The organism is Bradyrhizobium sp. 22, from assembly GCF_000482425.1.
GTDB lineage: Bacteria > Pseudomonadota > Alphaproteobacteria > Rhizobiales > Xanthobacteraceae > Bradyrhizobium > Bradyrhizobium japonicum_B.
In genome coordinates this window covers 1-12338 of sequence record NZ_KI519399.1, presented here as the reverse complement: position 1 = coordinate 12338, position 12338 = coordinate 1, and the positions used below count along the sequence as shown (strand labels likewise).

9 protein-coding genes are annotated in these 12338 nt (G+C 64.7%); 7 read left to right on the top strand and 2 right to left on the bottom strand.

The window, feature by feature from the left end; genetic code table 11:
• Positions 1–312 precede the first annotated feature (312 nt).
• The 5 genes from K410_RS0101335 (at position 313) to K410_RS0101315 (ending at position 5694) form a co-directional block, all read left to right on the top strand.
• Positions 313–762, top strand: coding sequence for an SRPBCC family protein (locus K410_RS0101335; protein WP_028133163.1), 450 nt, complete (start codon positions 313–315; stop codon positions 760–762).
• A gap of 260 nt (positions 763–1022) precedes the next feature.
• Entirely contained in the window at positions 1023–2750 is a 1728-nt protein-coding gene (locus tag K410_RS0101330) for a PQQ-dependent methanol/ethanol family dehydrogenase (RefSeq protein ID WP_063831402.1), read from the top strand.
• 142 nt (positions 2751–2892) lie between these two features.
• The gene (locus K410_RS0101325) at positions 2893–4086 is read left to right on the top strand and encodes a c-type cytochrome (protein ID WP_028133161.1); all 1194 of its coding nucleotides are present in this window, start codon (positions 2893–2895) and stop codon (positions 4084–4086) included.
• Positions 4087–4199: 113 nt separating this feature from the next.
• A complete protein-coding gene (locus K410_RS0101320) occupies positions 4200–4886 on the top strand; it encodes a response regulator (RefSeq protein WP_028133160.1) in 687 nt (228 codons plus the stop codon).
• A gap of 112 nt (positions 4887–4998) precedes the next feature.
• Positions 4999–5694: a response regulator gene (locus tag K410_RS0101315; RefSeq protein WP_028133159.1), complete on the top strand. Its 696-nt coding sequence runs from the start codon at positions 4999–5001 to the stop codon at positions 5692–5694.
• Between the two features lie 148 nt (positions 5695–5842).
• Here K410_RS0101315 and K410_RS0101310 read toward each other — a convergent pair whose 3' ends face one another.
• Positions 5843–7201, bottom strand: a complete 1359-nt coding sequence (locus K410_RS0101310) for a hybrid sensor histidine kinase/response regulator (protein ID WP_028133158.1) — start codon at positions 7199–7201, stop codon at positions 5843–5845.
• On the bottom strand, positions 7198–8364 hold the full coding sequence (locus K410_RS0101305; protein WP_028133157.1) for an FIST N-terminal domain-containing protein: 1167 nt from the start codon (positions 8362–8364) through the stop codon (positions 7198–7200). The genes K410_RS0101310 and K410_RS0101305 overlap by 4 nt, the downstream gene beginning before the upstream one ends.
• Positions 8365–8603: 239 nt before the next feature.
• Here K410_RS0101305 and K410_RS0101300 point away from each other — a divergent pair, with 239 nt between their 5' ends.
• Positions 8604–10643: a methyl-accepting chemotaxis protein gene (locus tag K410_RS0101300; protein WP_028133156.1), complete on the top strand. Its 2040-nt coding sequence runs from the start codon at positions 8604–8606 to the stop codon at positions 10641–10643.
• Between the two features lie 337 nt (positions 10644–10980).
• A partial coding sequence (locus K410_RS0101295) for a HAMP domain-containing protein (protein ID WP_028133155.1) occupies positions 10981–12338 on the top strand: 1358 nt, incomplete at its 3' end.

The window sequence follows — 12338 nt, the reverse complement described above, 5'->3', positions numbered from 1 at the left end:
TCGGCAATATCGCAGCGTCGATGCCGCGTATCGCCGCCGCTCGCGCGCGAGTTCAGCCCTGTCGCACGTCGTTCTCCCTCGATGTCTTGTTCCTTGGCGTGAATAGGAGCACGTGCGTGCAGCTTTGTAATCGCGATCTTGGTAGTAGGCGTCGGAATTCTAAGTAATTGATTTTGCTGTTGATATTTTGAGGCGACGGACATTGCGGCCCCGCCGCTCGCACGGCGTCCGCTCGCCTCCTCCTTCCTGGCGATTGTTCGACGGCTTCTGCCGCCCTATCCGCGCTGGCCAAGCACAATGGAGGGTGGAACGATGCAGATGAACGACAGCCAGCGCATCCCGGCGTCGAAAGCGAAGGTCTGGGCCGCGCTCAACGATCCCGAGATTCTGAGACGCTGCATTCCCGGCTGCCAATCGCTCGAGATGACGTCGCCCACGGAGATGACGGCCATCGTGGTGCTGAAGGTCGGCCCGGTGAAGGCGACGTTCAGCGGCAAGGTCACGCTGACCGATATCGATGCGCCCCACGGCTACCGCATCGTCGGCGAGGGCGCCGGCGGCGTCGCCGGCTTCGCCAAGGGCGGCGCGAAGGTCAGGCTCGCCGAAGAGACGCCGGACGTCACCATCCTGCATTACGAAGCCGAGGCGCAGATCGGCGGCAAGCTCGCGCAGCTCGGCGCGCGGTTGATCGAATCGACGTCGCGAAAACTTGCCGCGAGCTTCTTCGACAACTTCGCCGCATTGGTAGCGCCGTCATCGTGACCGATGCGCGATCGCGGCGCGATGCCGCCTGAATTCGATTGCGCGTTTCGAGCTGCAAAACAAGGGCAAGACGCGAGGCGGGACAACGAGATGAGCGGCGAAAGCCGCCAATGATTTTCACTACTACCTTCCGCCTATACTAAGCGCGAGAAGCCGATGCTGTAATTTCCAACGATGGTTCGCAGACTAACTGCGCATCGCGAGCGCAATGCGCTCCGGCGTCCAACGTGGCGTGCACAACAACATCGTGGAGGGAATACATGACCTTTGGAACGAAGGGATTAGCGAAGGGATTCTTGGCTGGCATCTCGATGATTGCGGTGCTGGCCGCCGTGAACTCAGGCGTTCGCGCCAACGACTCGGTGATCAAGGCGCAATCCGAGTCAAGCCAGTGGGCCGTTGCCGGCCACGACTACGCCAATACGCGCTACAGCCCGCTCAAGCAGATCAACGCCGAGAACGCCGGCAAGCTGACGCTCGCTTATTCGTTCTCGCTGGCGTCGCTGCGCTCGAACGAATCCTCGCCGATCGTCATCGGCAACACGCTGTACGTCTCGAGCTCCTGGGGCCCGAAATACGTCTATGCGCTCGATGCCGCGACGGGGCAGCGCAAATGGACCTGGGAGCCCGAGATTCCCGAGGACGTGCTGCAATATGCCTGCTGCGACGTGAACAATCGCGGCGTCTCCTATGCGGACGGCAAGATCTTCGTCGGCCGTCTCGACGGCAAGCTGACGGCGCTCGATGCCGCCACCGGCAAGTCGCTGTGGACCACCAAGGTCGTCGACTACAAGCAGGGCTCGGTCATCACCTCGCCTCCGCTGGTCGTGCGCGACAAGGTCATCACCGGCTTCGGCGGCGGCGAATACGGCGTGCGCGGCTCGCTCCAGGCCTTCGACATCAACACCGGCAAGCAATTGTGGCAGACCTTCACGGTCCCGAGTCCGGACGAGCCCGGCGGCGACACCTGGAAGGGCGATTCCGCCCAGCATGGCGGCGGTGCGGCCTGGCTGGTCGGCTCCTACGATCCCACGACCGACACAGTCTATTGGGGCACCAGCAATCCCGGTCCGTGGAACACCGGCGTCCGTTCGACCGGCGACGGCAATTTCGGCAAGCTGACCAACCTCTACACCGCTTCGACGCTCGCGCTCGATCCCAACACCGGCAAGATCAAGTGGCACATCCAGACCACGCCGGCCGACGCCTGGGACTATGACGGCGTCAACGAGGCCGTGCTCGCGGACCTGAAGATCGGCGGCAACACCGTTCCGGCGCTGATGAAGGCGGATCGCAACGGCTACTTCTTCGTCGCCAACCGCGAGACCGGCAAGGTGCTCTCGGCGGAGAAATACGTCTTCTCCAACTGGGCGACGAAGTGGGACGTCAACACCATGCGCGCGGTGGAAGACCCGGACAAGCGTCCGGGGCCGGGCCATCCCGCCAAGGACATCTGCCCGAACCTGATCGGCGGCAAGAACTGGCAGCCGATGTCCTTCAATCCGCAGACCGGGCTCGTTTACATTCCCTCGAACAATGTCTGCATGGACTGGTCGGTCTCCGACGTCTCCTACAAGCGCGGCGTGTTCTATCTCGGCGCCGAATTCCCCACCAAGGAAGGTCCCGGCGGCTTCCTCGGCGAGCTCGTGGCCTGGGATCCGGTGGCGCAGAAGAAGGTCTGGTCGATCAAGGAAGACCTGCCGTTCAACGGCGGCACGCTGACCACGGGCGGCGGCCTCGTGTTCGCCGGCAACCTTCACGGCGACTTCCGCGCCATCGATGCGAAGAGCGGCAAGGTGCTCTGGAGCAGAAATCTCGGCTCCGGCATTGGCGCGGGGCCGGTGACCTATGAGGTCGGCGGCAAGCAATATGTCGCCATCGTCGTCGGTCGTACGGCCTCGATACCTGCGTTCCTGGGCGATATTGGAAAGAAGATGACGGCCGCAGCTCCCGAGGGCGGTTCGCTCTTCGTGTTCTCCGTCCAGTGACGACTCGCGCGCGTATCCTGAAGGAGACGGGATACGCGCGCGCTTTCTCGACATCGCGCGGCGAGACGGCACAGGCCTGACCTTGGCTCAGACCCCATGCCGCAACGCCTGATCCACCCATTTCCAACCGCCGGAGACGAGGATGCGTCCGATCAATCCAGGAAACGGCAAGCGCCGACATCACAGCATTGCGGGACGGCTCGCATGGGTCGCAATCTCCGCGACGATTGCATCGGTCCCGGCCGTTCATGCCGACGAGACGAAGCCATTCCGCCTGTGCGCCGATCCGACCAATCTGCCGTTCTCGAGCGATAATCCATCGCAGCCGGGCTTCTATGTCGAGATCGGCCAGGCGCTGGCGCAGGCGCTCGGTCAACCGATCACGTACGATTGGTACAAATCCTATTTCGGCAAGCGGACCGTGCGGGTCACGCTGCTGGGCAGGCAATGCGACGCCATGATCGGCCTGCCGCGCTCCGAGGATTTCATGGGTCCGGCCGTGATCTTCTCAGGCACGATCGCCAAGGAAGGCTATGCGCTGGTCGCCGCGAAAGGTCAGGCGATCGGCGGCGTGGACGACCTCAGAGGCAAGCGCGTCGCCGTCCAGTACGCCAGCACGCCGCAAAATCTGCTCGCGACGCGTGACGACATCCGGAAGGTGACCGTGCTGTCACCCGAGGAAGCCATGCAGGCGCTCGACCAGGGCAGGGCGGACGTCGCCTTCATCTGGGGGCCCGTCGCCGGCTGGTTGAACATGACCGCCTACAACGATCGCTATCAGATCCGGCTCACCGAAGGCGAAGGCCTGTCATGGGATGCCGCCATCGGCTTCGCGAAGGGATCGACCGAGCTCCGCGATCGCGTCGACGCGATCCTGCCGACACTTCAGACGACGATCGCAGCTCTCGCGGTGAAATACGGTCTGCCGGCCGGACAGCCCGTCGTCCGCTTCGGTACGGCCGGGGCCGTGCCGGCGGGAACCACGACCGGAGCGGGGCCCGGCGCGGCCGTAGGGCAGGTCGCAAATGTGGTGGCGACCGAGACCAAGGGCGATGCAGCGGCGCCGAACGCGGAGACTGCGCGTGCAGGCAAGGAGATCTTCAATGGAACCTGCGCGCATTGCCACGGCCCCGACGCCATCCAGAGCGAGCGGAAGATCGACCTGCGGCTGTTGCGTCACCGCTACGGCGACGACATGCGCGACACCTTCCTGAAGACCGTGCATGACGGACGACCGGCCAAGGGCATGCCGGCGTGGAAGGAGGTCTTCACCGACAACCAGTTCGACAGCATCTATTCCTTCCTGCTGACGGTCCAGGTCGAATCGAACGACTGAACGGACGGGGCCGGCAAGATGTGGTAGCATCCATGCTGCATCTGTCCGGCGCCGGACCGGCACGGGTGGGTGCGCTGCTGCCGCCGGGTGCGGCGGATCCTTTGGAAGGCGCCATGGCCAGCTTCCTGATCATCGACGATCATCCGCTGTTTCGCGAAGCTCTGGGCAACGCCGTGCGGCTGGCCTTGCCGGAGGCCCGCATCCTGGAGGCGATGTCGATCGGGGATGCGCTGGACATCCTGTCGGCCGAGCAGGGGATCGACCTTGCGCTGCTCGATCTGTCGCTGCCGGATGCGACCGGCTTCTCCGGTTTCCTCCGCTTGCGCGAGACCTATCCGCGCCTGCCGGTCGCCATCGTATCGAGCGAGGAGGACCAGCACGTGGTCCGCGAGGCGCTGGCGCTTGGCGCGGCCGGCTACCTGCCGAAGTCGACGTCGAAGCGCGAGCTGGCCGCCTCGATCGAGGGCGTGCTCTCAGGGTCGGTGTCGGTGCCACGGGATTTCGTGGCGACGCCGCAGCGGCGCAAGGCCGAGACCAGCAGGGCCCTCGAGGTCAAGCTCCGCGAGCTCACGCCGCAGCAGATCCGGGTTCTGGACCTGCTGCGCCGCGGCTACCCGAACCGGCAGATCGCCCAGGAGCTGCAGCTCGCCGAATCCACGGTCAAGGCGCACATCACCGAGATCCTGCGCAAGCTCGGCCTGTTCAGCCGCAACAAGGCGATCATCGAGATCGGCAAGATGGACCTGCCCGACCCCAGGAACCGGCCCTATGCGCGGGCCGACCGCGGCAGGCCGCAATGATCGGCCTTGGATCGGCCTTGCCGTTGTTGACCTCGATCAAGCCGGCGCGCGCCGGCCGGGACATCCTCGGGTCAAGCCCGACATCCGGCAACGTTTTGGGGATGGCTGACGCGTGACCCGATTTCTCATTGTCGAAGACCATCCGTTGTTCCGCGAGGCGCTCGAAGGCGCGCTGCAAATGGTGGCGCCCGGGGCCGAGATCCTGCAGGCGATGTCGGTCGACGGTGCGCTCGAGCAGCTGTCCGCGGGCGCCGAGCTCGATCTCCTGCTGCTCGATCTTTCGATGCCGGGCACGACCGGCCTCTCAGGCATCGTTCGCATCCGCAAGGCCTTCCCGAAGGTCCCCGTCGTCATCGTGTCGGGACATCAGGATCCCAGAATCATCTCCGGCGCGCTGTCGCTGGGCGTCGCCGGTTACATCTTCAAATCCTGTTCCAAGCAGGAACTGGCCCAGTCGATCGGCGAGGCTTTGCAGGGTCTCGTCTGTCTTCCGGATGCCTATCGTGCAATGCGACCGCAGCGGGCGCCAAGTCCCGCCCATGATCTGCTGAAGCGGCTGCACGATCTGACGCCGCAGCAATTGCGGGTCCTGGAAATGCTCAAGCGCGGCCTTCAGAACAAGCAGATCGCCTATGAGCTGAAGATTTCCGAGACCACCGTGAAGGTCCATGTCTCGGACATCCTGCGCAAGCTGAACGTCGTGAGTCGCACCAAGGCGATCGTCGAGATGTCCCGAATCGATTTCGCGACCCTGGCGAGCGACGGGGCCCGGGCCAAGCACGATCGCGCACAGTCGGATCAGCAGTGAGGCGGAGTTCACCGGTCCTGTGTCGCAGATCGGTGCCGCTGCCTCGGTGAATCGACAAGCAAGTCATGCCATTGGCGACATGTAATCTATTACCGCTACTGTGCATGGGGTTGTTTTGCGATATTTGAGTGAGCGCGTCCGTGCCGCGCTAGCTCAGCAGGAACGATAACAGCGCGCGCATCTCGGCAGGCTTGACCGGCTTCTTCAAGACTTCGAGCCCGGAGAGGCTCGCTTGCTTCGCGGCCTTCTCGGAATAATCGGCGGTGATGATCATCGCGGGCACGTCGAGCTTGAGGTGTTCTCGGATGTCGGCGATCGCCGACAATCCGCTCTCGCCGTGATCGAGATGAAGATCGGCGATGACCGCGTCGGGCGCTCCGCCCAGCTCGCTGAGGCGCAGCAGCGCGTCCGCAGCCGACGGCGTGGTCGCGACGTCGCAGCCCCACCCTTCCAGCAGGGCGGCCATGGCCTCGGAGCCGGATGGGTCGTTCTCGACCAGCAAAATCTTGGCACCTTCGAGCCCGCCATACTGACGTTCGCTAAGCTTGGGCTCGTGCACCTCGTCGCTGACCTCGGCGAGATCGGCCGGCTCGAGCTCGAGGACGAACGTCGATCCCTTGCCGACCTGCGACGACAGCCGCACCTCGTGTCCGAGCACGGTTGCGAAGCGGCGAACGATGGAGAGACCGAGCCCGAACCCGGCCTGGTCGGTCGCGCTGGCTTCGCCGCGCTGGAATTCGCGAAAGATGGCCTCCTGTTGTGTCTGCGCGATTCCCGGCCCGGTGTCGGAGACCTGGACGCAGATGCGGTCGCCCCGGCGCCTGCACCCCATTACGACGCCGCCGCTGCGGGTGTAGCGGATGGCATTGGCGAGCAGATTTTGCAGGACGCGCCGGAGCATCATCGCGTCCGACGACACCGCGACCGGCGCGCTGCGGATGCGCAAGGACAGGCCTTGCCGCGCAGCGAGCGGCGCGAATTCGTTGCGAAGCTGCTCGAAAAGCGGCGCCAGCGCCAGCGGACGCACGTCGGGTCTGAGCGCGCCGGCGTCGAGCTTGGCGATCTCCAGCAACGAGCGCAACAAATCCTCCAGCGTCACCAGCGAGCGGTCGACCTGGTCGATCAGCAGGCCCGCCTCCTGCGCCTCCATCATCTCGGCCAGCGCCGACAGCGTCAGGCGCGCGGCGTTCAGCGGCTGCAGCAGATCGTGGGTGACCGAGATCAGGACGGACGATTTGAGTGAGCTGGCGGCCTCGGCCTGCTGCTTGGCGCGATACAGACCCTCATTGGCTCGTTCGATCGAATGCAGCGCCTCGCGCAATTGGTAGGTCCGGTCCCGGACCTGGCGGTCGAGCGCGATGGCGGTCTCGAACAGCGAGAAGGCGTTGAGCTGCTGGTCCATCGAGCGCTCGACGCGGGACATCAGCGCGGCATTGATCTTCTTCAGCTTCGCGGTTTCCCGCTGCAGCTGCTCGACCGCATCGGGGTCCTGCCACGGCCCGGTCACGCGGGACGCCTGCCGATGGCGACGCCGGTGAAGGTCTGGTTCACGTGCATCGAGCCGAACTGCTCGCCGTAGGTATGAAAGCCGACGACGCGATTCTGGCGGTAGAGCTCGGACATGTCGCGGGCGAGCTGGTGCTGCTCGGCGTCGAGCCGGCGCAGCAGGCATTCGAAACCGATGTAGAGCGAGACCTCGCCGATCTGGTCGCGCGTCTCCGCGAAGGCCTCGCGCGTCGTGCCGACCAGACTGCGCGACGTCGCGGCCGTCAGCACCATGCCTTCGTCGATGGCGCAGAAGAAGTGCAGCGAGCCATCCGGTTCGACGCGCTGGATCGAGCGGGCGTAATAGGAGCCGCCGACCCGGACCAGAACGGGGTGCGAGGCGAACGAGAACGGGTCGAGCTTTTCGTCCATGATCCCGACGACGCGGGAATATTCCTCGGCCGCGGGCTCGGCGTTCAGCTCCCTGACGGTTCGCTTCTCGGTGTCGGCCTCGGTGACCACCATCTTCTGGGGCCGCGGTTCGAAATTGTCACACTTGAAGACCCGGAACGGCAGCGACGTGCTCAACAGGATCAGCAGGGCGGCATTGGTGTAGGCCTTGCCGTCGAAAAACACCCAGGTGCGTTCGAACCGCATGCCGTCGCCCGCAGATCCCCCGACGATGGGAATGTCGTCGAGCGAGGCATAGATCGCGGACATCACGGCTTCTTCGCGGCGGCACAGGCCGTCGATCAGAACCAGGCCGAACGGATTTCCGCGTTCGCCCTGGGACGATTCCCGCAGCAATTCCTGCCGGAGCTCGGTGCCGATCCTGCGGCCGTCCTCGACGCGGAAACCGTCGAGATTGAGAATCGGCCGCACCACGGCGGAGAAGTCGGCGCGGCTGAAGGCGAGAGCAACGACGCTGTTCTCGTCCCAGCCGTCGGGCGCCAGCTCGCCGGCAGTGGTGCAACCGCAGACCTGGGTCCCGTCGAATTGCCGGCTGATCTCCGCGATGAATTGGTGCGGATCGTAGCACGGAGAGACGAAGAGCAGGATGAGCGCCAGCTCCTCGGATGGGAGCTGAGCGGCGAGGTCGGCAACGGCTTGCGCGACGCCCGCGGCCTTCGACTTCGCGACGGCAACGCCGGACGCACCGCCAAACCGAAAGTCGGTTTGCCCCACTCCGTTTCTCCCTCAAGGACCTGCCCGGTCTGATGCCGAGTGCCTGACAAGTGCCCAAAGAGTATGGCCTTTTTCGTCTGGTCGCAACATTGCGGCCGAATCCGCGGAACGTGTATTCCCTGTGGCATTCAGGCGGGAATTTACCGCCCCTTGACGAATCTGCCCTAATTTTCATCCCAGGTCGGGCGGGGCTGCTCCCGGCCGTGCTGCACTTTGCAAGAACCGATCTGGGGGTGGGAATGTCCGGGCGTATCAATTCGCCGTCAAAGCGCACGCTATTTCCCACGCTCAGGTTCCGCGCCAAGATCATCCTGGGCTTTGCGGTCGTGCTCGCCATCTCCGCGGTCAGCCTCGGCTTCGCTTATTTCGGCTTCGAACGGGTTTCTGAAGGCGTAGGATCCTACCGCAGCAGCGTCTCGGAGGCCGATCTCGCCCGCAATATCGATCGCGAGCTGCTCGGCTATCGTTCGGCCGCGCGTTATTTCGTGGTGACCGGCAAGGAGGACGACGCCAAGGCGGCGTTGGAGGCCGAGGCCAGCCTGAAGAATGCGATCGATCAGGCCATCAAGAATGCCAAGAACCCCGCGCGGCTGGAGAGCCTCAACAAGCTCGCGAAGGAATTCTCCAACTTCTCGGCGACCTTCGCCAAGATCCTGCAGGCCAAGCGCGACAGCGCGCTCCTGGTCCAGAATCAGCTTCAGCGCAACGCCAACCTGCTGAAATACAAGCTCGACGACATCGGCAACAACGCCTCCGACTCCGAGGCGCAGGCGATCGAATTCGGCACCAAGCAGGTCAACGCCCAATTCCAGACCGCGAGTGCAGCTGCGAGCAACTTCATCCTCAATTCGGATCAGGCCGTCGGGGCGAGTGCGATGGCGCGGCTGAAATTCGTCGAGAACTCGCTCGGCGCGGTCTATTCCATGGACGAAAAGGTCGTCGCCGGCCTGAAGGAAGCCAAGGCGCTTCTCGCCGCCTATCGCGACGCGCTGGAAAAGCTGATCGCGAAAGCCAAGCTGGTCGACGAGCTCGTCACCGAGATGAGCGGCTCGGCCGGTGCGATCCTGCAAGGCGCCACCGCCATGAAGGCAGACCTCGTCGCCGAACAGCAACGGCTCGACACGGAGTCGGAAGCGACCATCGGGCGGACCGAGCGGCTGGTTCTGGTCCTTGCCGTTGGCGGCACACTGCTCGGCGCGCTTCTCGCCTTCGTGCTCGGTACCGGCATCTCGCGTCCGATGATCGCGATGTGCAAGGCGATGCGGGAACTCGCCTCGGGCAATTTCGACGTCGTGCTGCCGGGCCTCGGCCGCAAGGACGAGATCGGCGAGATGGCCGGCGCGGTCGAGGAGTTCAAGGTTCAAGCCATTGCCAAGGCCGAGCGCGACGCCGCTGCCAGCGAGATCCAGAACCGGGAGCAGGCCGCGAGCCGCCGCGCCGAGCTGATCCGCTTCGCCGACGATTTCGAGAGCGCGGTCGGCGCCATCGTTTCCAACGTCTCGGCCTCCGCCGTGCAGCTGGAATCGGCGGCCTCCACCCTGACCCGCACCGCCGAGACCACCCAGAGCCTGTCGAGCCAGGTCGCCGGCGTCTCCGAGCAGGCCTCCTCCAACATGCAGTCGGTCGCCACCGCGACCGAGGAGCTGTCCGCCTCGGTCGAGGAGATCGGCCGCCAGGTCCGCGATTCCAGCCGCATCGCCGAGGCCGCCGTGGTCCAGGCCAAGGAAACCGACGGGCGCATCGGAAAGCTCTCGCATGCGGCCCAGCAGATCGGCGAAGTGGTCAAGCTGATCACGGCGATCGCCGAGCAGACCAACCTTCTTGCGCTCAATGCCACCATCGAGGCGGCGCGCGCCGGCGAAGCCGGGCGCGGCTTTGCCGTGGTCGCCAGCGAGGTGAAATCGCTGGCGAGCCAGACCGCGAAGGCGACGGACGAGATCTCCTCGCACATCGCGGGCATGCAGGGCGCCACCGCCGAATCGGTTGCCGCGATCAAAGAGATCGGAGCAACCATCGGCCAGATATCGTCAATCTCGACGTCGATCGCCAGCGCGGTCGAGCAGCAGGGCGCGGCGACGCAGGAGATCGCGCGCAGCGTCCAGACCGTGGCGCAGGGCACCCAGACCGCGGCCACCGATATCGGCCAGGTCAACCGCGGCGCGGCCGAGACCGGCTCGGCCTCGGAGGAGGTGCTGCACTCGGCCAAGACGCTGTCGTCCGAAAGCACGCGCCTGCGCGCCGAGCTCGATCGCTTCATGGGGAATATCAGGGCGGCGTAGAGGCTGCGAAAGGAACGCGTAGGGTGGATTAGCGAAGCACAATCCACCGCCTCGAATCGCGCGTCGAGAGTTGAGTGGTGGGTTACGGCTTCGCCTAACCCACCCTCCTGATCTCACTGAGCGACGTCCGGGACGACAGCGGGATATCGGCGCGGTCCTCAATTGTCATGGCGCCGGAAAGCACGCCTTAACAATTGCCTTACGGCATCTAACCGCCAGTTGCGGTGCCACAAGTTTACCACAGCTTATCCTTTGCCAATTACCGTGCGGGCGAGTCGGAGAGCGGGCTGCTCTCAGGCTGCGCCTGGTTTTCCGCGAATGGAATGGGGTGGGGGAAATGTCGGTCAAGTCCAAGTCGAACCAATCGAAGCTGCCAACTCTGCGGTTTCGCGCAAAAATCATCCTCGGCTTCGTGGCGGTGCTGGCCATCCTCGCCGCCAGCATGGCCTTCGCCTATTTCGGCTTCGAGCGGATTGCCGATGCCGTGGCCTCCTATCGCACCAGCGTCTCGGAAGCCGACCTCGCGCGGACGGTCGATCGCGAACTGATCGCCTATCAAGGATTGGCACGGGCCTACACCCTGACGGGGGCGGCGGACGACGAGACCGCAGCCAAGGCCGCCGAAGAAAAACTGAAGGGCGCCATCGCAAAGTCGGCCGCCGCCACAACCGGCGCCGCGCGCCGCGAGCAGGTCGGCAAGCTCGAGGCCGAGTTCCAGAGCTTCACGAAAGTCTTCGGCGAGATCATTACGCTGACGCGCGAGAACAACAAGATCGCGGCCGACGAGCTCAACAGTGTCGGCAACAAGATCCGGTTCAAGTTCGACGATCTCGCTGATACCGCGGCACTGGCCGGCCTGAACTCGGTCCAGAGCACGGCCAAGGACATCACCTCGCAATATCTGGCGGTCTCCACTTCGGTCAGTGCCTTCGTGGCCAAGCCGGAGCCGAAGACGGCCGACGGCGTGATCGCCCGCATAAAGTTTCTCGAGACGCTGCTGGTCTCCATCTACGCGAACGACCAGAAGATCACCGATCGCGTCAAGGAGATCGGCGATCTCCTGAAGCAGTACCGCGCCTCGTTCGGAAAGCTGACCGAGAACGTGAAGGTCATCGTCAAGCTGAACGGCGAGATGACCAAGACGGCGGCGACCATCCTCAAGCTCTCGGACGAGCTGCGGTCGGAGCTGACTGCGGATCAGCAGCGCATCGAAGCGAGCGCCAATGCGACGATCGTGGATACCGAGTGGCTGATGATGATGTTGGCGCTCGGCGGTCTCGCCGTCGGAGCCGTGCTCGCCCTGATGCTCGGCAACGGCATCTCGCGTCCGATGATCGCGATGTGCAAGGCGATGCGGGAGCTCGCCTCGGGCAATTTCGACGTCGTGCTGCCGGGCCTCGGCCGCAAGGACGAGATCGGCGAGATGGCCGGTGCGGTCGAGGAGTTCAAGGTTCAAGCCATTGCCAAGGCCGAGCGCGACGCCGCCGCCAGCGAGGTCCAGAACCGGGAGCAGGCCGCAAGCCGCCGCGCCGAGCTGATCCGCTTCGCCGACGATTTCGAGAGCGCGGTCGGCGCCATCGTCTCCAACGTCTCGGCCTCGGCCGTGCAGCTGGAATCGGCGGCCTCCACCCTGACCCGCACCGCCGAGACCACCCAGAGCCTGTCGAGCCAGGTCGCCGGCGTCTCCGAGCAGGC

Bases quoted from the DNA above. Each gene is read 5' to 3' on its own strand.
- K410_RS0101330 (WP_063831402.1), top strand. From the start codon at position 1,023: ATGACCTTTGGAACGAAGGGATTAGCGAAGGGATTCTTGGCTGGCATC.
- K410_RS0101325 (WP_028133161.1), top strand. From the start codon at position 2,893: ATGCGTCCGATCAATCCAGGAAACGGCAAGCGCCGACATCACAGCATT.
- K410_RS0101335 (WP_028133163.1), top strand. From the start codon at position 313: ATGCAGATGAACGACAGCCAGCGCATCCCGGCGTCGAAAGCGAAGGTC.
- K410_RS0101320 (WP_028133160.1), top strand. From the start codon at position 4,200: ATGGCCAGCTTCCTGATCATCGACGATCATCCGCTGTTTCGCGAAGCT.
- K410_RS0101300 (WP_028133156.1), top strand. From the start codon at position 8,604: ATGTCCGGGCGTATCAATTCGCCGTCAAAGCGCACGCTATTTCCCACG.